This is a genomic window from Rhodococcus sp. GQ147 (assembly GCF_059759155.1).
Genome location: NZ_JCAXDU010000004.1, coordinates 281,186 through 302,596, shown reverse-complemented (window position 1 = coordinate 302,596; position 21,411 = coordinate 281,186). Strand labels below are relative to the sequence as shown.

Annotated in this window: 20 protein-coding genes; 15 read left to right on the top strand and 5 right to left on the bottom strand. The window is 69.7% G+C overall.

Going from position 1 to position 21,411, the window contains the following annotated elements; genetic code table 11:
* Nucleotides 1-203: 203 nt before the first annotated feature.
* Genes AC6CID_RS07440 through cofC form a run of 3 tightly spaced genes read right to left on the bottom strand, consistent with a single transcriptional unit; the run spans nt 204 to nt 4,067 of the window.
* Complete coding sequence (locus AC6CID_RS07440; protein ID WP_498353741.1) at nt 204-1,160, bottom strand: NUDIX hydrolase; 957 nt, start codon at nt 1,158-1,160, stop codon at nt 204-206.
* 13 nt (nt 1,161-1,173) lie between these two features.
* Nucleotides 1,174-3,369 (bottom strand): RNA degradosome polyphosphate kinase, encoded by a 2,196-nt coding sequence (locus AC6CID_RS07435; protein ID WP_498353740.1) that lies wholly within the window; start codon nt 3,367-3,369, stop codon nt 1,174-1,176.
* Entirely contained in the window at nt 3,366-4,067 is a 702-nt protein-coding gene (cofC, locus tag AC6CID_RS07430) for a 2-phospho-L-lactate guanylyltransferase (RefSeq protein WP_064061348.1), read from the bottom strand. The genes AC6CID_RS07435 and cofC overlap by 4 nt, the downstream gene beginning before the upstream one ends.
* Nucleotides 4,068-4,306: 239 nt before the next feature.
* On the opposite strand from cofC, the gene AC6CID_RS07425 reads away from it, so the two are divergent.
* From AC6CID_RS07425 to holA, 14 genes are all read left to right on the top strand, one after another.
* The gene (locus AC6CID_RS07425; protein WP_498353739.1) at nt 4,307-5,305 is read left to right on the top strand and encodes an NAD(P)H-dependent glycerol-3-phosphate dehydrogenase; all 999 of its coding nucleotides are present in this window, start codon (nt 4,307-4,309) and stop codon (nt 5,303-5,305) included.
* A 5-nt stretch (nt 5,306-5,310) separates the two neighbouring features.
* On the top strand, nt 5,311-6,471 hold the full coding sequence (locus AC6CID_RS07420) for a cystathionine gamma-lyase (protein ID WP_498353738.1): 1,161 nt from the start codon (nt 5,311-5,313) through the stop codon (nt 6,469-6,471).
* 71 nt (nt 6,472-6,542) lie between these two features.
* Entirely contained in the window at nt 6,543-7,649 is a 1,107-nt protein-coding gene (locus tag AC6CID_RS07415) for a D-alanine--D-alanine ligase family protein (protein ID WP_231413245.1), read from the top strand.
* A gap of 48 nt (nt 7,650-7,697) precedes the next feature.
* Nucleotides 7,698-8,981 (top strand): glutamate-5-semialdehyde dehydrogenase, encoded by a 1,284-nt coding sequence (locus AC6CID_RS07410; protein ID WP_006554515.1) that lies wholly within the window; start codon nt 7,698-7,700, stop codon nt 8,979-8,981.
* A 29-nt stretch (nt 8,982-9,010) separates the two neighbouring features.
* Nucleotides 9,011-9,907 (top strand): AAA family ATPase, encoded by an 897-nt coding sequence (locus AC6CID_RS07405; RefSeq protein ID WP_498353737.1) that lies wholly within the window; start codon nt 9,011-9,013, stop codon nt 9,905-9,907.
* Between the two features lies 1 nt (nt 9,908).
* On the top strand, nt 9,909-11,354 hold the full coding sequence (locus AC6CID_RS07400) for a vWA domain-containing protein (protein WP_498353736.1): 1,446 nt from the start codon (nt 9,909-9,911) through the stop codon (nt 11,352-11,354).
* A 19-nt stretch (nt 11,355-11,373) separates the two neighbouring features.
* Nucleotides 11,374-12,087, top strand: a complete 714-nt coding sequence (nadD, locus tag AC6CID_RS07395) for a nicotinate-nucleotide adenylyltransferase (protein WP_498353735.1) — start codon at nt 11,374-11,376, stop codon at nt 12,085-12,087.
* Complete coding sequence (rsfS, locus tag AC6CID_RS07390) at nt 12,084-12,491, top strand: ribosome silencing factor (protein WP_024101369.1); 408 nt, start codon at nt 12,084-12,086, stop codon at nt 12,489-12,491. Before nadD ends, rsfS begins: the two co-directional genes overlap by 4 nt.
* An 89-nt stretch (nt 12,492-12,580) precedes the next feature.
* On the top strand, nt 12,581-13,159 hold the full coding sequence (locus AC6CID_RS07385) for a histidine phosphatase family protein (protein ID WP_230810365.1): 579 nt from the start codon (nt 12,581-12,583) through the stop codon (nt 13,157-13,159).
* On the top strand, nt 13,146-13,928 hold the full coding sequence (gene octT, locus AC6CID_RS07380; protein ID WP_006554509.1) for a diglucosylglycerate octanoyltransferase: 783 nt from the start codon (nt 13,146-13,148) through the stop codon (nt 13,926-13,928). The genes AC6CID_RS07385 and octT overlap by 14 nt, the downstream gene beginning before the upstream one ends.
* Before the next feature lie 5 nt (nt 13,929-13,933).
* Nucleotides 13,934-14,773, top strand: a complete 840-nt coding sequence (locus tag AC6CID_RS07375; RefSeq protein ID WP_498353734.1) for a DegV family protein — start codon at nt 13,934-13,936, stop codon at nt 14,771-14,773.
* 145 nt (nt 14,774-14,918) lie between these two features.
* Nucleotides 14,919-15,758 carry a ComEA family DNA-binding protein gene (locus AC6CID_RS07370; protein ID WP_498353733.1) on the top strand — a complete coding sequence of 280 codons (840 nt, stop codon included), beginning with the start codon at nt 14,919-14,921 and terminating at the stop codon, nt 15,756-15,758.
* Nucleotides 15,755-18,115 carry a DNA internalization-related competence protein ComEC/Rec2 gene (locus AC6CID_RS07365; RefSeq protein ID WP_498353732.1) on the top strand — a complete coding sequence of 787 codons (2,361 nt, stop codon included), beginning with the start codon at nt 15,755-15,757 and terminating at the stop codon, nt 18,113-18,115. The genes AC6CID_RS07370 and AC6CID_RS07365 overlap by 4 nt, the downstream gene beginning before the upstream one ends.
* Entirely contained in the window at nt 18,112-19,083 is a 972-nt protein-coding gene (gene holA / locus AC6CID_RS07360) for a DNA polymerase III subunit delta (protein WP_006554506.1), read from the top strand. Before AC6CID_RS07365 ends, holA begins: the two co-directional genes overlap by 4 nt.
* A 136-nt stretch (nt 19,084-19,219) precedes the next feature.
* Here the strand turns inward: holA and rpsT are convergent, their stop codons facing one another.
* Nucleotides 19,220-19,480 carry a 30S ribosomal protein S20 gene (gene rpsT, locus AC6CID_RS07355; protein ID WP_006554505.1) on the bottom strand — a complete coding sequence of 87 codons (261 nt, stop codon included), beginning with the start codon at nt 19,478-19,480 and terminating at the stop codon, nt 19,220-19,222.
* Nucleotides 19,481-19,843: 363 nt separating this feature from the next.
* Here rpsT and AC6CID_RS07350 point away from each other — a divergent pair, with 363 nt between their 5' ends.
* Entirely contained in the window at nt 19,844-20,665 is an 822-nt protein-coding gene (locus AC6CID_RS07350; protein ID WP_006554504.1) for an aquaporin, read from the top strand.
* 27 nt (nt 20,666-20,692) lie between these two features.
* Here AC6CID_RS07350 and AC6CID_RS07345 read toward each other — a convergent pair whose 3' ends face one another.
* Complete coding sequence (locus tag AC6CID_RS07345) at nt 20,693-21,361, bottom strand: type II toxin-antitoxin system PemK/MazF family toxin (RefSeq protein ID WP_498353731.1); 669 nt, start codon at nt 21,359-21,361, stop codon at nt 20,693-20,695.
* Nucleotides 21,362-21,411: the final 50 nt, after the last annotated feature.

Below are 21,411 nucleotides of genomic sequence, written 5' to 3'. Positions count from 1 at the left end.
CGGCGAAGAAGACCACCGCCACCAAGTCGACCGCGGCGAAGAAGACCACCGCGGCGAAGAAGAGCCCGGCCAAGAAGACCACGGCCCGCAAGAGCACCAAGAAGTAACACCCACCCGCGATGCGGCTCGCACACGGTGCGAGCCGCACAGGTGAGACGACGGCGGCCACCGGACATCCGGTGGCCGCCGTCGTGTGTACTCGGTCAGATGCTCTCGTCGTCCGCCGGTGGACGGCCCGTGGGAAGAGGGCTGTCGAGGTGGTCGGCCGCGACGAGACGATCGCCGCGCAGCGACAACACCCACATGCTCGCCTTCCGGTTCCGCGCCGGAGGCAGCGCGAGACCGTCGCGCTCGGCCCACCACTCCAGCAGCGGCGGGATCACCTTGCCCTGACTGCAGATCACGGGAGTGCCGGGACCGGACGCGATCTCCAGCGCCCGCTTGCGGCCGCGGTCCGGATCGGCGCGGTACTCCTCCTCCGACAGGGACGGCTCGATCGCGATCTCGAGTCCGTGCCGGGAGGCGAACGGTTCGACCGTGGCGATGCACCGGGTGCGGTCGGCGGACACCACGCTGTCGCCGCCGAACGCCGTCAACTGCGGAACGAGAGCCTCGGCCTGCGCCCGTCCGGACGCATCGAGGGGCCGGTAACGGTCGTCGCCCTTGTACTTCTTCCGACTTCCGGCCTTGGCGTGCCGCACGATCAGCGCCGTGGTCGTGTCCAACGGCACCCGGCGGAACCGGCGCAGGACGCTGCGGTCCATCGGGTAGGACAACAGGTCGAATGCCTCTTCGGGGGACACCCAACGCAATTCGTCCACCTCGTCGTTGGGCGCGAACCGCCCGTCGAGGCAGCGCGCCGCCCAGTAGTCCACCCGCTTGAGTTTGCGGTGCCCCGGAACGGGGTAGACGACCTTCCCGAGGCTACGGCCGAGCGCGGCGCGGAATCCGGTCTCCTCCTCGATCTCCCGCACCGCGGCGATCACGGCCGTCTCACCCGCGTCGAGTTTGCCCTTGGGGAAGGACCAGTCGTCGTAGCGCGGACGATGCACGAGCGCGACCTGCGCATCGTGCGGAGCGTCGTCCGCCGCAGGACGCCACAGGACGGCGCCCGCCGCGAAGATGTTGGCCTTCACGGGCTTGTCGCGTGATTCGGTCAACGTTCCCTCCACCTCAGGACGCGCGGCTACGCATGAGTTCGACCTGGTGGTCGCGGGCAGCGGTTCCCGGCTCCGGGGACGCCGTCCACGTGCCGTCGCCCTCGAGAGTCCAGCAGCGGGTGACCGGGTCGAGCGCGGAATCGAAGATGCCGTCCAACTGCGCTGCGAGCCGGGCGTTCTTCACCTGCACCATCACTTCGACGCGACGGTCGAGGTTGCGGTGCATCATGTCGGCGCTGCCGATCCAGTACTCGTCGCTGCCACGGAAATGGAACAACCGCGAGTGTTCGAGGAACCGCCCCAGAATCGATCGCACCGTGATGTTCTCGCTCAGGCCGGGCACACCGGGCTTGAGGGCGCAGATCCCGCGCACGACCACCTCGGTCCGTACCCCCGCCCGCGACGCGCGGTAGAGCGCGTCGATCACCTGCTCGTCGACGAGGGCGTTGGCCTTGAGCCGGATCCCGCTGGGGCGACCGGCCGCGTGGTGCTCGATCTCACGCTCGACGCGTTCGATGATGCCCTTGCGGACTCCGTGCGGTGCGACGAGCAGATTGCGGTACTGCGCCTTCCGGGAGTATCCGGTGAGGGTGTTGAACAGGTCGGTGAGGTCGGCGCCGATCTCGGGTGACGACGTGAGCAGGCCGACGTCCTCGTAGAGACGAGCGGTCTTCGGGTTGTAGTTGCCGGTGCCGATGTGGCAGTAGCGGCGGATCGTCGAACCCTCGCGCCGCACGACCAGACAGGTCTTGCAGTGTGTCTTCAGACCTACGAGTCCGTACACGACGTGGACACCGGCCTGTTCGAGCTTGCGCGCCCACTTGATGTTGGCCTGCTCGTCGAAGCGTGCCTTGATCTCCACGAGCGCGACGACCTGCTTGCCCGCTTCGGCAGCGGCGATCAGGGCGTTGACGATGGGGGAGTCGCCCGACGTCCGGTACAGCGTCTGCTTGATCGCGAGGACCTGGCTGTCGGCGGCGGCCTGCTCGATGAACCGTTGCACGCTCGTGGAGAACGAGTCGTACGGGTGGTGGACGAGGATGTCGCCCTCGCGCAGGGTGGAGAACACGCTCTTCGGTGTCTCTCGCTCGCCGAAGGCGGGATGGGTCGCCGGCACGAAGGGGGCGTCCTTCAGATCCGGTCGGTCGACGGCGTGCACCTGCCACAGCGACGACAGATCGAGCAGCCCGGGCAACTGGACGACGTCCACCCGATCGACGTCGAGTTCGCGCAACAGGAGGTCGAGCATGTGCTCGGTCATGTCGTCCGACACCTCGAGCCGCACGGGAGATCCGAAGCGCCGCCGGGCGAGTTCGCGTTCGAGGGCTTGAAGGAGATCCTCGTCGCGGTCCTCCTCGACCTCGAAGTCGGCGTTGCGGGTGACGCGGAATGCGTGGTGCTCGACGATCTCCATGCCCGGGAACAACACGTCGAGATGGGCGGCGATCAGCTCCTCGAGCGGGAGGAAGGCCGGCAGTCCGTGCGACGAACCCGCGCGATCGACCCGGACGAACCGATCGACGTTGTCGGGCACCTTCACGCGCGCGAAGTGTTCACCGGACGACTGCGAATCCTTGACCGTGACAGCGAGGTTCAGGGACAGGCCGCTGATGTACGGGAAGGGGTGTGCGGGATCGACCGCGAGCGGCGTCAGGACCGGGAAGACCTGGTCGGCGAAATACTGTGTCAGTCGTCGGCGTTCGTCCTCCGTCAGATCCGCCCATCGGATGATCGAGATGCCTTCGGCCGCCAGGGCGGGCATGACCGAGTCGAGGAAGACCTGCGCGTGGCGACCGGCGAGTTCGCGCGTGCTCGACGCGATGAGCGCGAGCTGGGCGCGCGGGGTCAGTCCGTCCGCGGACCGGACCGACAACCCCGTCTCGGCGCGACGTTTCAGCCCGGCGACCCGCACCATGTAGAACTCGTCGAGATTCGACGCGAAGATCGCGAGGAACTTGGCGCGTTCGAGCAACGGCTGCGAGGTGTCCTCCGCGAGCGCGAGAACGCGGGCGTTGAAATCGAGCCAGCTCTGTTCGCGGTTGAGATAGCGGTCGACGGGAAGTGTGTTGTCGTGATCGGTCCTCGACTGCAGTCCCGTCGCGGCCGGAGGGGCGCTGGTGGCGGTCGCTACGCGACCGGCGGGTCGTGCGGCACCGGATGGTGCCGCGTGCTCGGAACTCGTGGGATCGGGGGAATCGCCGTTGGTCACGAGTTCATTGTTGCAGAGCGACGGCTCCCTGCAGCGCTGTCGCACGGGTGGCACAGGGGGAACTCGACCGTGTCGAGCACGGCCGCGGTGGCCGGTCCGACGCCGAGTTGCAGTGCGGCGGCAAGATCGTCCGGTGTGTCCACATCGAGTCGCAGTCCGGGGAGGGCGTCCGGTACCGGGTACGCACCGGCATCGATGTGGCGACCGGCCGATCCCGGACCGAACGACAGTGGCGGCAGGGTGCCGCTCACGCAGTGCAGCAACGCCGTCGTACCGCTCGCCGTGTGGTCGACGACCACGGCCGTTCCGGTCCGCCGCGCAGTCTCGCGTGCGAGCACGAAATCCTCGGGCCGCAGGGACGGAAGGTCGGCCTGCAACGCCACGAGTTCGGCGCCGGGTGCGTGCTCCCGCGCCCGGCGGGCCGCTGCGAGCAGTGCGGAGTTCAGCGGGTCGGGGGAGTCGGGACGCACCGGATCGGGGAGGACGTCCGCGCCGCAGTCCAGCGCCGCGGCCGCGACCCGCTCGTCGGCGGTGACGACGGTGACCGTCACGTCTCCGGCGGACAGCGCCGCCGTCACGGTGTCCTGCAGCATCGCAAGCACCAGTGATTCCCGTGCTGCCGGGTCGAGGACGTGCGAGAGCCGCGACTTCGCCAGGCCGAGGGCCTTGACGGGAACGAGCACGTGCGTCGCGGGCATTGCCCGATTGTGCCATCAGTATCGAATCGCACGGTCGTGCGAGGTGACGAACCGCACGACCGCCCGGTGCGACCGGGTCGTGTGCGGTCCGTCCTCCGACCCGGCGCGGTGTCGGTGGCGCCTGCGCGATACTGGGTGCGACCGTGGGTGGTGAACGCCCGGACCGAACCGGTCGCGACCGCCCGCTCCGGGCCGATCGCGAGCGTGAGTGCCGGGCATCGGATGAGAGTGAGGATCGCGTGACCACAGCAGCAGTTCTGGGCGCGGGTTCGTGGGGGACGGCGTACGCCAAGGTGCTGGCCGACGCCGGAACGGACGTGACGATCTGGGCGCGGCGCGAGGAGGTGGCGCGTGGCATCGCCGAGCGGCACGAGAATTCCGACTATCTACCCGGTGTGGAACTGCCGCACTCGTTGAAGGCGACGGCCGATCATCGGGTGGCCCTCGAGGGCGCCGATTTCGTGGTCCTCGCCGTCCCGAGTCAGACCCTGCGTACCAATCTCGAGGAGTGGAAGGCAGATATCGGACCGGACGCGACACTTCTCAGTCTCGCCAAGGGAATCGAGAGCGGCACCCTGATGCGCATGAGTCAGGTGATCGGTCAGGTCACCGGCGCCGAGCAGAATCGCATCGCCGTGCTGTCCGGCCCCAACCTCGCCCGTGAGATCGCCGAGGGGCAACCGGCCGCGACCGTCATCGCGTGCCCCGATTCCACCCGCGCCATGGAGATCCAGAAATCCTGCGCCACAAAATATTTCCGTCCGTACACGAACTCCGACGTCATCGGCTGCGAGGTCGGCGGCGCCTGCAAGAACGTCATTGCCCTCGCGTGCGGCATGGCCGCCGGGGTCGGGCTCGGTGAGAACACCGTCGCGAGCATCATCACCCGCGGTCTCGCCGAGATCACCCGGCTCGGAACCGCCCTCGGGGCCAAGCCGGCCACGCTCGCCGGTCTCGCCGGTGTCGGCGATCTTGTCGCCACATGTACGTCCCCGTTGTCCCGCAACCGTTCGTTCGGCGAACGACTCGGCCGCGGTGAGTCCCTCGAGAGCGCGCAGGAGGCCACCCACGGTCAGGTGGCCGAAGGGGTCAAGTCGTGCACCTCGGTCCGCGCCCTCGCAGCGAGTTACGACGTCGAGATGCCGCTCGCCGACGCCGTGCACCGCGTGTGCCACGAAGGCATGTCGGTGCAGGACGCGATCGGGCAGCTGCTCGGACGCCGGATCAAGCCGGAATGAGTGGCATGACGGGCGATTCGACTCGCTGTGTGAAGGCAGTTGCACACGAGGGTGTTCCGGGCTCCCCGCTGCAGGCGGGACCGGTCTTCGCGGCGCCGTATCTCCTCGGGGAGGACGAGCGCGACGACGTCGACACCTATGCGCGGGCCTCGAATCCCGGCTGGCGCGCACTCGAATCGGCGCTCGCCGACCTCGAGCACGCCTCGGCCGCCCGCGTCGTCGGCTCGGGAATGTCGGCGATCACGGTCGCCCTGCGATCCCTCGTGGCCCCGGGCGGCACGGTCGTCGTCCCCTCCGACGGTTACTACCAGGTGCGCACGTACGCGCAGGAATTCCTGGCGCCGCACGGAGTGAAGGTCGTCGAGATGTCGGTCGCGGAGTTCGGTGACGGCACCCTGACCGACGTTCTGGTGACCGCTCCCGACAATTCCGTCGTACTGGTCGAGACCCCGTCTAATCCAGGCCTCGACACCGTCGACCTGCGCGCGATCGCGACCGCGTGCCACGTCTCCGACGCGCTCCTGCTCGTCGACAACACCACCGCCACACCCCTGGGCCAGCTGCCCCTCGATCTCGGCGCCGACGTCGTGGTGGCCAGCGGGACGAAATCGCTCAGCGGACACAGTGACCTGCTGTTCGGATACATCGCCGTCGCGGATCCCGAACTGCTGCCCGCGATCGACCGGGAACGACTGTTGTCGGGAACCGTGCTGGGACCCTTCGAGACCTGGCTCGCGCACCGCAGCCTCGGCACCGCCGGACTGCGCTTCGAGCGGCAGTGCGCCAACGCGCTCGCCGTCGCCGGGATGCTGCTCGAGCACGCCGCTGTCACGGACGTCCGCTATCCCGGACTCGCCGGCGACCCCGCCCACGCCGTGGCGGCCGGCCAGATGAGCCGCTTCGGCCCCCTCGTCACCTTCCGGCTACCCGGCCGCGACGAGGTGCACCGCTTCGTCCACGCGGCCACGCTCGTCGCACCCGCCACCAGCTTCGGCGGTATCCACACGACAGCGGATCGTCGCGCACGATGGGGCGATGCGGTGCCGGAGGGATTCGTCCGGTTGTCGTGCGGAATCGAGGACACCGCGGATCTGCTCGCCGATCTCGACGCGGCGCTGAGGGAGACGACCCTCCACCGAGGGAGACCGGAGCCCGCGGAGACATAGCAGGGTGTCCGGCCCCACCCGCGTAGGACTCGCTCGACACGCGGAGATCGCCACCCGGTACGGTTCGACACGTGAGTATGCCCCGAACCCGGGTGGCCGTCGTCTTCGGTGGTCGCAGCAACGAACATTCCGTCTCCTGCATCTCGGCAGGGAGCATCCTGCGCAACCTGGATCCGCAGAAGTACGAGGTCGTGCCCATCGGCATCACTCCCGAGGGCGCATGGGTCCTCGGCGACGCGGACCCCGCCGGCCTCGCCGCGGCCGGTCGCGAACTGCCCGTCGTCGCCGGCGACGGCTCCGATCTCGTCCTCACCGCGGATCCGACCCGCGGTGGCGACATCGTCGCCCTCGACGAGGGCTCCTACGGCCGGGTGCTCGCCTCGGTCGACGTGGTGTTCCCGGTCCTGCACGGCGCCTACGGCGAGGACGGCACCATCCAGGGTCTGCTCGAACTCGCGGACATCCCGTACGTCGGTCCCGGGGTTCTTGCCAGCGCCGCCGGGATGGACAAGGAGTTCACCAAGAAACTGCTCGCGGCCGAAGGCCTGCCCGTCGGCTTCCAGATCGTCCTGCGTCCCGGCACCGCGACCCTCACCGAGGAGCAGAAGACCCGCCTCGGCCTGCCCGTCTTCGTCAAGCCCGCCCGCGGCGGATCGTCCATCGGCATCAGTCGCGTGGCCGACTGGGCCGCCTTCGACGACGCCGTCGCGAAGGCCCGGCAGCACGACCCCAAGGTCATCGTCGAGTCCGCGATCATCGGCCGCGAGGTGGAGTGCGGCGTGCTCGAGTTCCCGGACGGCGACGTCCGCGCGAGTGTCGTCGCCGAGATCCGCATGCCCGACACCTCCGGCGACCACGAGGCGTTCTACGACTTCGACACGAAGTACCTCGACGACGTCTGCGAGTTCGACGTCCCGGCCAAGCTCGACGAAGAGACCTCCGACCGGATCCGCGAACTCGCGGTCCGGGCGTTCCGCGCCCTCGACTGCCACGGCCTGTCCCGCGTCGATTTCTTCGTCACCGAGGACGGACCGGTGATCAACGAGATCAACACGATGCCCGGATTCACCTCCATCTCGATGTACCCGCGGATGTGGGACGCCACCGGAGTGGAGTATGCCGAGCTGCTGTCGATCCTGGTGGAGACGGCGCTGGCGCGGGGCACCGGCCTGCGCTGACGGCACACGGCCTGTCGGCTTCCGCGAGGACCCGACTAGGCTGGATACATGACTGCCGTGACCCCCGACTCAGCTGCGACCGACGCCGGCACGGACACCCGTGAGGCCGTCCACGAAGCCGCGCGTCGCGCCCGCGTGGCCTCCCGTCGTCTCGCGTTGCTCACCACCACCGAGAAGGACGCGGCTCTGCACGCCGCGGCCGACGCTCTGCTCGCCGCCGCCGATACCGTCCTCGCCGCGAACGCGGAGGACATCGAGGCCGCCCGCGCCGGTGGCACCGAAGAGGCCATCCTCGACCGCCTGCGCCTGACCTCTGCCCGGATCGACGGGATCGCCGCCGGCCTGCGCCAGGTGGCCGGACTGCCTGACCCGATCGGCGGCGTCGTCCGCGGCTCGACGCTGCCGAACGGTCTCGAGCTGCGCCAGGTGCGCGTCCCGCTCGGCGTGGTCGGCATGGTCTACGAAGCACGGCCCAACGTCACGGTCGACGCATTCGGTCTCGCCCTGAAGTCCGGCAACGCCGCGCTGCTGCGCGGCTCGTCGTCCGCGGCCCGCTCCAACGCCGCGCTCGTCGAGGTGCTGCGCGCCTCGCTCGAGAGCCGGGGCATCCCCGCCGATGCCGTGCAGCTGCTGCCGAGCGCCGACCGCTCGTCGGTCACGCATCTGATCCAGGCTCGAGGCCTGGTCGACGTCGTGATCCCGCGCGGTGGCGCCGGTCTGATCGCCGCGGTGGTGCGCGACGCGACCGTCCCCACGATCGAGACGGGCACCGGCAACTGCCACGTCTACGTCCACTCCGCGGCCGATCTGGAGATGGCGGAGAAGATCGTGATCAACGCGAAGACCCGCCGGCCCAGCGTGTGCAACACCGCCGAGACGATCCTCGTCGACAAGGCGATCGCCGACACCGCCGTCCCGAAGCTCCTGCAGGCATTCCAGCAACACAGCGTGACGGTCCACGGCGACCTGCCCGGCCTCGTGCCCGCGACCGACCAGGACTGGTCCGACGAGTACCTCTCGCTCGACGTCGCCCTCGCGGTGGTCGACGACCTCGACGCGGCCGTCGACCACATCGACCGTTACGGCACCGGCCACACCGAGGCGATCGTCACCTCGGACCTCGCCGCTGCTCGGGAGTTCACGACGCGCGTGGACGCCGCAGCCGTTATGGTCAACGCTTCGACGGCGTTCACGGACGGCGAGCAGTTCGGATTCGGCGCGGAGATCGGCATCTCCACCCAGAAGCTGCACGCTCGCGGCCCGATGGGTCTGCCCGAACTGACGTCGACGAAGTGGGTGGTGTGGGGCGACGGCCACACCCGTCCCGCCTGATCGAGACCGGCCCGACGAAAGGAACCAGCGTGGATCGTGCGCTGCCCACCACCCCGCCGATCTTCGTGGACGTCCAGGACGTCGTCGATCGTCTGGCCGGTACCGGTTATCTCGCCGACAAGTCCACCGCGACCGCGGTGTTCCTCGCCGATCGCCTCGGCAAGCCGTTGCTGATCGAGGGACCCGCGGGCGTGGGCAAGACCGAACTTGCCCGCGCCGTCGCCGAGACCTCCGAGGCCGAACTCGTGCGCTTGCAGTGCTACGAGGGCGTCGACGAGTCCCGCGCACTGTACGAGTGGAACCACGCCAAGCAGATCCTGCGCATCCAGTCGGCAGGGGCGACCGCAGCGGCGGGCGAGTCGTGGGACCGCACCAAGGAAGACGTCTTCTCCGAGGAGTTCCTGCTGTCGCGGCCGCTGCTCACCGCGATCCGCCGCGAGGATCCGACCGTGCTGCTCGTCGACGAGGTCGACAAGGCCGACGTGGAGATCGAAGGCCTGCTGCTCGAGGTGCTCAGTGACTTCGCGGTCACGGTGCCCGAACTCGGCACCATCCGGGCCACCCGCAAGCCGTTCGCGGTGCTCACCTCGAACGCCACCCGCGAGTTGTCCGAAGCGCTCAAGCGCCGGTGCCTGTTCCTGCACCTGGACTTCCCCGACGCCGACCTCGAACGACGCATCCTCGCCAGTCGGGTCCCCGATCTGCCCGACGCGCTCGCCGACCAACTCGTACGCACGGTCCGCGTGCTCCGCGGCATGCAACTCAAGAAGGTGCCGTCGGTGGCCGAGACGATCGACTGGGGTCGCACCCTGCTCGCACTAGGACTCGACACCCTCGACGACACCGCGCTGCGCAGCACGCTCGGCGTGATCCTCAAGCACCAGTCCGACCAGATCCGCGCTGCCGCCGAGCTCCGGTTGAACTGACATGGCCGCCGCGCACCTTCCCGGATCCGAGGCGCCCCCGGCACCCCACGGACTGCCCGGGCACCTGGTCGGATTCGTCGAGGCGCTGCGCCGCCGCGGCATCGCGGTCGGGCCGTCCGAGACGGTCGACGCCGGACGGGTCATGACGGTGCTCGATCTCCTCGATCGGGAGGCCCTCCGCGAAGGCCTCGCGTGCACCCTGCTCCGCCGGTCCACACACCGGCCGACCTTCGACGCCCTGTTCGACCTGTGGTTCCCGCCCGCGATCGGACGCCGCGAGGCCACCGACCCTCAGGCGAGCATCCCACGCACCCCCACGGGGGAGGTCGACTTCGAGGCCCTACGCGATCTCATCGCCGAGCTGCTGTCCGACGAGTCGCCGGAGGCACTCGAGGCCTCCGAGATGCTCGTCTCCGCCATCGTCGAGGAACTCGGCCAGTATGCGTCGTCGAACGGCCCGTCCTTCTCGGCCTATCAGGCGCTTCGCGACGTCTCCCCGGACACCCTGCTCACGAAGATCCTCGAGGGACTGCTCGGCAACAGCACCCGCGAGGAACGCGACGACGCCGCCTACGAGAGCGAGGTCGCGCGGCGCACCGCCGCCCAGCGCATCGCCGATTTCCGGGCGATGGTCGAACGGGAGACCCGGCGACGCACCGCCGAGCAGCTCGGCCGCGAACGCGTCGAGAAGTACGGGGTGCCCAAGCTTGCCGAGGAGGTCGACTTCCTGCGCGCGTCCGACGCGGAACTCGTCGCCCTGCGCCGCAGCGTCATGCCGCTCGCGCGTCTGCTCGCGAGCCGTCTCGCGGCGCGCCGCCGGCGCGCTCGTGCCGGCGCCATCGACCTGCGGCGCACACTGCGCAAGTCCATGTCGACCGGTGGCGTGCCCATCGACCTGGTCAACCGCAAGCCCCGTCCGGCGCGTCCCGAGCTCGTCGTGCTCTGCGACGTCTCCGGCTCCGTCGCCGGCTTCTCGCACTTCACGTTGCTGCTCGTGCACGCCCTACGCGAACAGTTCTCCCGCGTGCGCGTGTTCGCGTTCATCGACACCGCCGACGAGGTCACCCATCATTTCGCCGCAGGGTCCGATCTGGGCGAGTCCATGTCGCGGATGCTGAAGGAAGCGGACCTGATCACCTACGACGGTCACTCCGACTACGGACACGCCCTCGGCGGCTTCGCCGAGAACCACGCCCACGCCCTCACCAGCCGCAGCTCGCTGCTGATCCTCGGCGACGGCCGCACGAACTACCGCAATCCGAACCTCGAAGTCCTCGAACATCTCGTGTCCGTCGCACGGCACGCGCACTGGCTCAATCCCGAGCCGAAGGGACAATGGGGTTCGGGGGATTCGGCCGCCAGGGTCTACAGCGAGGTCGTCACGATGCACGAGTGCCGGTCGGCGCAGCAGCTCGCAACGGTGGTGGCGAGTCTGCTCCCCGTGTGAACCCGTAAGCTGGACAACCGTGCATCAGCCAACGGATCGGCCCTCGGCCCCCAGGCGCCGCCTGGGCGTCATGGGTGGAACGTTCGACCCGATCCACCACGGACACCTCGTGGCGGCCAGCGAGGTCGCCGCGAGCTTCGACCTGGACGAAGTGATCTTCGTGCCCACCGGGCAACCTTGGCAGAAGACCGGACGCGACGTCAGCCTCGCCGAGGACCGTTACCTGATGACGGTGATCGCGACCGCATCCAACCCGCGGTTCTCCGTCAGCCGCGTCGACATCGATCGACGCAAACCCACCTACACCGTCGACACCCTGCGCGATCTCAGCGAGCAGTATCCCGACGCGGATCTGTACTTCATCACCGGCGCGGACGCACTGGGATCGATCCTGTCCTGGCAGGACTGGCAGACCCTGTTCGACCTCGCCCGCTTCGTCGGGGTGTCCCGGCCCGGATACGACCTTCACGCCGAACACCTGGCACCGCATCTGGACGAACTCCCGGCCGAGGCGGTGAGCCTGGTGGAGATCCCGGCACTGGCGATCTCCTCCACGGACTGCCGCAGGAGGGCCCGCGAGAACCGTCCCGTCTGGTATCTGGTCCCCGACGGAGTGGTGCAGTACATCAGCAAACGCCGGCTCTACCGCACGAATACGCACCCCGACGGAGATCCCGTCCCGGTGTTCGACGGAAACACCCCCGGCACCATCGAGAGAAGGAGCACGCAGTGAGCGCAACGGCAGAAGCCACGGAGATGGCCCGAATCGCAGCCCTGGCCGCCGACGAGAAACTCGCCACCGACGTCGTGGTGCTCGACGTGTCCGAGCAACTGGTGATCACCGATTGCTTCGTCATCGCGTCCGCACCCAACGAGCGTCAGGTCAACGCCATCGTCGACAACGTCGAGGAGAAGCTGCGCGAGGCCGGCCACAAGCCCGTCCGCCGCGAGGGCACCCGCGAGGGACGGTGGACGTTGCTCGACTACGTCGACGTCGTGGTGCACATCCAGCACGAGGACGAGCGCAACTTCTATGCCCTCGACCGCCTGTGGAAGGACTGCCCGACCATCGAGGTCGACGGTGTGGGTGGCCCCCGTTCGGCGATCGACGCCGCCGACTCGCCGGAGGACGTGTGAGTCGTCCGGAGGAGGGTTCGCAGAGCCCGCGGGTGCGGCAGCTGGTGCTGCTGCGCCACGGCCAGACCGAGTACAACGCCACGCGGCGGATGCAGGGCCAACTCGACACCGACCTCTCCGAGCTCGGCCGGCAGCAGGCGCTCGCCGTCGCCGACGCGATCGCCCGGTTCGATCCGCTCGCCGTCGTCTCGTCCGATCTGCGCCGCGCCTACGACACGGCGACCGCGCTCGGCGATCGCATCGGGCTGCCGGTCGCGATCGACACGCGGCTGCGCGAGACGCATCTCGGCGAATGGCAGGGCCTGACCCACACCGAGGTCGACGCCGTGGCCCCGGGCGCGCGCAGCGCGTGGCGCGCCGACGCGACCTGGGCACCGCCGGGAGGCGAGAACCGGATCGACGTCGCGCGGCGCAGCATGGCCGTCGTCGGCGAACTGCTCGACAAGTACGAGGACTGGAGCGATCGGCCCATCGTGCTGGTCGCACACGGGGGTCTGATCGCCGCGCTCACCGCCGCCCTGCTCGACCTGCCCGTCGATCGGTGGTCCGTCCTCGGCGGTCTCGGGAATACCGGCTGGGTGCAGCTCAGCGGATACGGCGAGGTGCCGTCCTGGCGCCTCGACGTCTGGAACGCGTCGGCCACAGTGGCGCCCGATGACGTCCTCTGAACCCACGCCGATCGGAACCGACGCCGCCCCGCAGCGCCCGGTCCTGCTGGTGATCGGTGACTCCCTGAGCTACTACGGCCCGAAGGGCGGCCTGCCCGCCGACCATCCGCAGATCTGGCCCAACCTGGTCGCGGCCGAACTCGGATGGGACGTCGAGCTCGTCGCTCGGATCGGGTGGACCACACGCGACGCGTGGTGGGCCATGACCCAGGACCCGCGGGTGTGGGCCGCGATCCCGCACGCCGGAGCCGTCGTCCTGGCCGTGGGCGGGATGGACACCCTCCCGTCCCCGCTGCCCACCGCACTGCGGGAGGGCCTGCGCTACATCCGCCCGCCGGCCCTGCGTCGCGCGGCGCGTAACGCCTACGGGTGGTTGCAGCCGCGACTGTCACCGCTCGGGCGACCGGTGGCGCTCCCACCCCGGGTCAGCGTCGAGTACCTCGAAACGATCAGGGACGCATTGGCATACATGCGCCCCGATCTGCCCGTCATCGGCACCATGCCGTCGGTGCACCGCAGCGAGCAGTACCGGTCGGTGCATGCCGGCCGGCTCCCCGCGGCACGCGCGATCACCCGCTGGGCGGCCGAGAAGTCGGTTCCCCTCGTCGATCTCGCGGAAGCGGTGCGGGAGAACGTCTTCTCCGACGACGCCAATCCCGACGGGATCCACTGGGGTTGGGAAGGACACCGCCGTGTCGCCGCCGCTGTCGGCGACGCGGTCCGGATCGTGCATCGGGATGCGGAAGTCCCGGTGGAGGGCCTACGGTAGGCGTCGTGTCCGTCGTCGTCGTCACAGATTCGTCGAGTTGTATCGACCCTGAACTGGTCCGTCGGTACGACATCCGTGTTGTGCCACTGCACATCATCGCGGGCGGACGCGACCTCCGCGAGGGCGTCGACGAGTTGCCGGAGGACCTGTCGACCGTGACGACCTCCGGTCCGTCTCCCGCAGAACTGACCGACGCCTATACCGAGGCGCTCGAGGACAGTGGAGGAGACGGCGTCGTAGCCGTGCACCTCTCGCGGGTGCTGTCCGGGACATGGGACGCAGCCCGGCACGCCGCCGAATCGCTGGGCGACCGGATCCGGCTCGTCGATTCGCGGAACACCGCCATGGGTTCGGGTTTCGCCGTCCTCGAAGCGGTGCGCGCCGCACGGGCCGGAGAAGACCTGGCCCGGGTGTACGAGCGGGCCGTGGAGGTCGCGGCGTCCGCCCGGACCCTGCTCGTCGTCGACCGGCTCGACCACCTCCGTCGCGGTGGCCGGATCGGCACGGCCACAGCGCTGTTGGGTTCCGCGCTCGCGATGAAGCCCGTGCTGCACATCTCCGACGGCAAGCTCGTCCTGCGGGAGAAGACCCGCACGATGACCAAGGCGATGGCCAAGCTCGTCGACGGAGCCGCGACCGATGTGGGCGACGAACCGCTCGTCGCGGTGCACCACCGCGGGGCACCCGAGCGGGCGCGCAGCCTCGTCGATCAGCTCGCACAGCGCCTTCCGGAAGGCACCGAGATCGTCGTGTCCGAACTCGACGCGGTTCTCGGCGCGCACGTCGGGCCGGGTGCGGTCGGTGTGGTCGTCGCCTCCGCGGCGACCGGTGTCTCCGAGGACTGACCACCTACACCACCTCCCGGCCCGGATGATGCCGGTGGAGGCCCCATCCGGGCATTCATCCACAGGGGTGCGGGTCATCCACAACCCCGTCCGGATCGGTGCAGGCACGGAATCCGGCGGTCGCGGCCGCGGTTAGCGTCGCGGCATGGCGAGCAGTGACCATCGTGATCTCGCGCGCACCCGCCTCGGCGCGATCACGCGTTCCTCGGCGATGCCCGCGGAACCGCCCTGGACCGACGACAGTTCGGCGAACGACCACCCCTGGGCGGATCCGGACAACGGCGACGAACCCCTCCACAGCGGTCCCGGCCGGGAACGATTCGTCGATCGGCTGACCGCCGCGCGATGGGACACGGGACGACGGGGAACCGCTGCTCTCGCCGCGATCGGAGTGCTCGCCGCCGCAGTGGCACTCGTCGTCGTGTGGCGCGACCGGCCGGTCCCCGAACCGGTACCGCCGCTGCCGAGAGTCGAAGTCGTGGACACGGCAGAGCCGTCCGCCGCGAGGGAGACGGACACGGCACAGCCGGATTCCGCTGAGTTCGTCGTCAGCGTCGTGGGTGCGGTGACACGTCCCGGGCTCGTGCGGCTGCCGGCGGGATCCCGTGTGGCCGACGCGCTCGACGCTGCCGGTGGTGCTGCCGACGGCGCCGACCTCATCGGCCTGAATCTGGCCCGGCGGGTCGCCGACGGTGATCAGATCGTCGTGGGAATCGCCCCGCCCCAACCTGTTCCGCAGGCCAGTGGAATCGTCGGGGCGCAGACACCGGGCGATGCTCCACCGGAGGCAGGCGGGCTGGTGGATCTCAACACCGCCGACGAGACTGCGCTCGACGCGCTGCCGGGCGTCGGTCCCGTCACGGCAGCGGCGATCGTTTCGTGGCGCGATACCAACGGACCGTTCACGGACGTCGAACAACTCGGTGAGGTCGACGGGATCGGACCGGCGCGACTCGCGAGGCTGCGTGAACTGGTGACGGTGTGACCGGACGGAACGACGGGTCCGACGCCGCAACGGTTCTCGATGCCCGGCTGGTGCCGTGCGCGCTGGCCGCGTGGGCCGTGACGCTTCTGGGCTTGTACACGGGATGGCGGATCGTGATCGTCGTGGCGGTCGCGGCCGTCGTCGGATGCGCCGTGACGGTCCGTCTCGTCGCGACCGGTCGCATCTCACGGGGAGGTGCGCGGATCCTCCTCGCCGCACTGGCCGTCGTCGCGGGATTCGGACCGGCCGCCGGCCTCCGGATGTGGGCCGCCGACCAGCACCCGATCGCCTCCGCAGCGGAGAAGGGATCCTGGGCCGGCGTCGTCCTCCTCCCCACCGACGACCCGCGGCGCATCCGGGCTGCGGCATTCGACGACACACCCCGGGTACGCATCCCGGCCCGGCTCGAGCACGTGACGGTCAATGGGCGATCCATGGAGACCGGGGGATCGGTGGTGGTGTTCGCCCCGGCCGACTCGTGGGGAGATCTCCTGCCTGGGCAGTCCGTCACCGCGCGTGTGCGGGCGGCGCCGCACACCGGGCCGGGCACCACGGTGGCGGTGCTCCACGCGGAGAACGCACCCATGGTCGTCGGCCCGCCCCCGGTGTGGCAGCGATGGGCTGGCACGGTACGCGACCGGCTCGCGCAGGTGGGTTCCGCGGTGCTTCCCGCCGATCGGGCCGGCCTGCTGCCCGGTCTCGTGGTGGGCGACACCACGGCGCTGACCGACGAGGTGCGGGAGGACTTCCGGGTGGCCGGACTGACGCACTTGACGGCCGTGTCCGGAGCCAACGTCAGCATCGTCCTCGGAGCGGTACTGCTCCTCGTGCGCGCGGTAGGACTCGGACCGCGTTCCGGGACCATCCTCGCCGCGACGGCTCTCGTCGCCTTCGTCGTCGTGGTCCGTCCGTCGGCGAGTGTGGTGCGCGCGGCCGCGATGGGATCGATCGGATTGCTGGCATTCGTGACGGGTCGTGAGCGACAGGCACTTCCCGCCCTGTGCACCGCGGTGGGCGTACTGCTCGTACTCCTGCCCGACCTCGCCGTCGACGTCGGGTTCGCGCTGTCGGTGTCCGCGACGGCGGCACTGATCGTCGCCGCGCCACCTGTCGTGACCCGGCTCGTGGATCGCGGGTGGCCGCGTCCCATCGCGGAGGTCGCGGCAATGTCGCTGGTCGCGTTCGTAGCGACCGCACCTCTCGTCGCGGCGGTGAGCGGGACCGTGAGTGTCGTGTCGGTCGCGGCCAATGTCCTCGTCGCCCCGGTACTTGCGCCGCTGACGGTCCTCGGTTCGCTGGTCGCGCTGGGCGCCTCCGTCGTCCCGTGGGCTGGGGAGGTGCTCGCGCGCGGCACCGGGCCGTTCCTGTGGTGGCTGATCACGGTGGCCGACCGGGCGGCATCGTTGCCGTCGGCCGAACTCGAGGTGCCGGACGGGCCGGTGGGGGCAGTGGTCGCGGCGGTGCTGGTCGCGGTGGCGTGGTCGGTGGCTCGTCACCGGCGGGTGCGGATCACGGCTCTCGTGATTGCAGTGGCCGTCGCGGCGGTGTGGCTGCCGGTGCGGATGCTGCGACCGGGCTGGCCCGGAGCCGAATGGGTACTCGTCGCATGCGATGTCGGTCAGGGCGATGCGCTGGTGCTGGCGACGGGGGACGGGCGCGCGGTCGTCGTCGACACCGGACCCGAACCGGAACCCGTCGATCGGTGCCTGCGCCGGTTGAGGATTCGCCGTATCGCACTGCTCGTCGTGTCACACCTGCACGCCGACCACGCGGGTGGGATCCGCGGTGTCCTCACCGGGCGCTCGGTCGAGATGGTCGTGGTCGGGCCGGGTGCTGCCGGTGACGACGCGACGGGTGTGCTCGACGCGGCGACCGGGACCGGTGTCGTGGTGCGGGAAGCGGGTGCCGGTGCGACCCTGCGTGCGGGCGATCTCGACATCCGGGTGCTGGGCCCGGCCGGGCGACGGACAGGCGGTTCCGAGAACGACAACTCGCTCGTCCTGGCGGTCGACACCGTCGTGGGCCGGGTCCTGTTGCCGGGAGACGCGGAGGAGGCCGCGCTCGACGCACTCGTGCGGTCGGGCACCGACGTGCGTGCGGACGTGTTGAAGGTGCCGCACCACGGCTCGCGCACCACACCCGCACGCTTCCTCACCGCTGTGCGGCCGAGCGTCGCCCTCGTCAGCGCCGGGCGAGACAACCTGTTCGGGCATCCCCATCCCGAGATCGTCTCCACCCTGACCGGAATCGGGGCGCGGGTCCTGCGGACCGACCTGCACGGCGACGTTGCAGTGCTCCGTGCCGCCTCCGGGGCGCTCGCGGTGGTGTCGGACGTGCGTGGCACGATCGAACCGTGAGCGACGCGTCCCTGCATCTGATCCTCGGTGAGGAAGAACTGCTCGTCGACCGTGCCGTCGCGAAGATCGTGTCCGATGTCCGCACGCGCAGCGAAACTCCCGGCGATCTCCCCGTCTCCAGGCTCCGCGCCGGCGACGCGGGCGTACCCGAACTCGCCGAGCTGCTGAGTCCGTCGCTGTTCGCGGAAGAACGCATCGTGATCCTCGAATCCACCGCCGACGCCGGGAAGGACGCCGCGGCGCTGATCCTCGATGTCGCGGGCGATCCGCCTCCGGGCGTGACACTGGTGATCCTCCACAGCGGCGGGGGACGCACCAAGGCGATGGTGCCCGCGCTGCGCAAGCGCGGCGCCGAGGAGCACATGTGTGCCGCTCCCGCGAAGGCGGGGGAGAAGGCGGCGTGGGTGCGGACGTTCGTCCACAAGGAGTTCCAGGCTGCGGGGGTGCGAGTCTCGGGCGATGTCGAACAGCTCGTCATCGAGGCGGTGGGTTCCGACCTGCGCGAACTCGCTGCGGCGTGCAGCCAGCTCGTGGCCGACACCGGCGGCAAGATCGATGCTGCGGCCGTGCGACGCTACTACTCGGGCAAGGCCGAGGTGTCGGGATTCGACGTAGCCGAGAAGGCCGTGGCCGGCGATACGGCCGGTGCGCTCGAAGCGCTACGGTGGGCGATGCACCGCGGTGTCGCCCACGTGCTGCTCGCCGATGCTCTCGCCGACGCCGTGCACACGATCGCCCGGGTCGGCTCGGCCGGTCGCGGCGACCCGTTCTCCCTCGCGTCGTCGCTGGGTATGCCGCCGTGGAAGGTGAAGAAGGCGCAGGCGCAGGCGCGCACGTGGGCGCCGGCGTCGATCGGGACCGCACTCACGGTGGTCGCTGCGCTCAACGCCGACGTCAAGGGAGCCGCGGCCGATCCGGACTACGCCCTCGAGCACGCCGTGCGGGTCATCTCCGAGCTGGCGGCCTGAGGCTTCTCCGCCGTGCCCGCGGCCGATTCCGGGCGGGCGGCATCATTTCTGTCGTTCAACGCCACGAAGGCCGTCCCCGGCAGGGGGACGGCCTTCGTGAAGCAGAGCCTGCGTCTACTACCTCGGAGCGATGAACTCAGAGCTTGTTGGCAAGCTTCGCGAGAGCAGACTTCTTGTTGGCAGCCTGGTTGGGGTGGATGACACCCTTGCTGGCAGCCTTGTCGAGCTGACGGCTCGTGGCGACGAGGAGCTCGTTGACCTTGTCCTTGTCGCCAGCGGCCGCAGCCTCGCGGAACGAACGGATCGCCGTACGAAGCGACGACTTCACCGACTGATTCCGGAGTCGGTTGCGCTCGTTGGTGCGAATCCGCTTCACCTGGGACTTGATGTTGGCCACGCGTAAAATCCTGTCGTCTTGCTGGTAGCTGGTAGGAAAGCTCTGGGTGCATCTGAGCACCGATGGACAAGGTTACCAAGAACGGATCGCAAAGCCCAAACCGGCGGTCGAATCACCCTTCTCACCGGCCTGATCGTTTCGGCCAGGACTACGCGCACCTGACTGTTGTTGTTGCGTGCCGCCGCGGGAGGGCATCTACATGGGCGGACACGCCACGGTGCACGATGTCGTTGTCGAGGTCACGGCGCATGCGTAATCTCCCTCACAGCGCGAACGACGAGTTCGCGGCTGCGGTGCATCGACTCGAAGTGTTCTACCACCAGGTTCCGCCTGCGAGCGGGACCGCGAACATCGAGGTGACCCATGGAACCCCCACGCGATCCCGAGTCCCGAATCGACGAAGATCTCGCACGCCAGACCTCCCTGGAAATCAGAGACCCCGGTGAGTTCTCCGACCTGCGGAAGTACGTGGCGGAGGCAATCGGAACCTTCCTCCTGGTGTTCTCCGCGGTGGGTACCGCGGTGTTCGCCGGAACCTATGTCGGTCAGCTCGGCGTCGCACTGGCGTTCGGCCTGACCCTGCTGTTCCTCGTGTACACCATCGGCCCGATCTCCGGGTGTCACGTGAACCCGGCGGTGACGCTCGGGCAGCTCATCGTCGGTCACGTGACGCCGGTGCGCGCCGTGGGTTACTGGATCGCGCAGGTCGTCGGCGGTCTGGTCGCCGGTCTGACGCTCTACGCGGTGGCGTCGTCGTTGCCGAGCTACGACCGTGCCGCCGACGGCCTCGGGGCGAACGGCTGGGGCGCGCACAGCCCCTCGGCGGTGCACGGTCCGCTCGGCGGCGTGCTCGAGAACGGCTACGGCATCGGCGCGATGATCGTCGTCGAGGTCCTGCTCACGGCCGTGCTCGTCTTCGTGGTGCTGGGTGCGACCGATCAGGTGGCCGACGCGCCGATCGCCGGCATCGCCATCGGCTTCACTCTCGCGGTGATCCACCTGATCTCGATCCCGATCGACAACACGTCGGTCAATCCCGCCCGCAGCCTCGCCGTCGCCTTCTACCAGGACGGTGCGCTCGGGCAGCTGTGGGCATTCATCGTGTTCCCGCTCATCGGCGGAGCGCTCGGAGCGCTCGTCTACACCTTCCTCTTCGGGCGGCGGTACGGGCTCCGGGCCTCCTGAGGGCCTGCGGTCAGGGCGCGGCCCGATTCAGCTCCAGCCGAAATCGGTACGGAGCCGGGTCGCGACCTGATCGAATCGTGCGCGGGGGAGGATCGCGCCTTCGCGGCGGATGCCGTCCTCGGGGACGTCGAGCACGCGATCGAGGCGCACCCAGCTCGGGCGGTTCTCCGCGTCCCACGGTCCGGAGCCGATTCCGAGCCAGTCGCGGTGACCGTCGCGGTCGGAGTTCGACGAGAGCATCAGCCCGAGCAGCGTCCTGTCGTCGCGGCCCACGACGAGCACCGGGCGGTCCTTGCCCTCCGTCGGATCTTCTTCATAGGCCACCCAGGTCCACACGATCTCGCCCGGATCGGCGCGACCGTCGAGGTCGGGGGAGCACTCGAGGCGGCGGGCACGCTGCGCCGTGGGCGTGGTGCGCGACGCCACCGGGCGACCGGGGGCCGGACGCTTCGTGCCGGACTGGGTCTTCGCGGCACCTGGCTTCGGCGCCGTGGTCCCGGACGCGCCGGGCTTCGGTGCCGCAGTGGTACCGCTCCCCGAGGTTCCGCTCGCTGCGCCGGTCCGGCCGGCCGCGTTCAACGCGGCGCGCGCCTTGTCGAGCGCCCCGGACTGCTGCAACTGCTGGTAGATCTTCGGACCCTGGTCGACGGCGAGACGCCCCAGCTGCCTGCCCAACTTCTTCCATGTACCGGCCACGGGAACCGAGCTTAACCGGACCTGACCCGGGCGAAATCCCGGCCGTCGCC

Excerpts from the sequence above, each read along its gene's own strand:
- AC6CID_RS07370 (WP_498353733.1), top strand. The coding sequence starts at position 14,919 with ATGGCGAGCAGTGACCATCGTGATCTCGCGCGCACCCGCCTCGGCGCG.
- AC6CID_RS07385 (WP_230810365.1), top strand. The coding sequence starts at position 12,581 with ATGCAGGGCCAACTCGACACCGACCTCTCCGAGCTCGGCCGGCAGCAG.
- AC6CID_RS07350 (WP_006554504.1), top strand. The coding sequence starts at position 19,844 with ATGGAACCCCCACGCGATCCCGAGTCCCGAATCGACGAAGATCTCGCA.
- AC6CID_RS07420 (WP_498353738.1), top strand. The coding sequence starts at position 5,311 with ATGACGGGCGATTCGACTCGCTGTGTGAAGGCAGTTGCACACGAGGGT.
- cofC (WP_064061348.1), bottom strand. The coding sequence starts at position 4,067 with ATGCCCGCGACGCACGTGCTCGTTCCCGTCAAGGCCCTCGGCCTGGCG.
- AC6CID_RS07410 (WP_006554515.1), top strand. The coding sequence starts at position 7,698 with ATGACTGCCGTGACCCCCGACTCAGCTGCGACCGACGCCGGCACGGAC.
- octT (WP_006554509.1), top strand. The coding sequence starts at position 13,146 with ATGACGTCCTCTGAACCCACGCCGATCGGAACCGACGCCGCCCCGCAG.
- AC6CID_RS07400 (WP_498353736.1), top strand. The coding sequence starts at position 9,909 with ATGGCCGCCGCGCACCTTCCCGGATCCGAGGCGCCCCCGGCACCCCAC.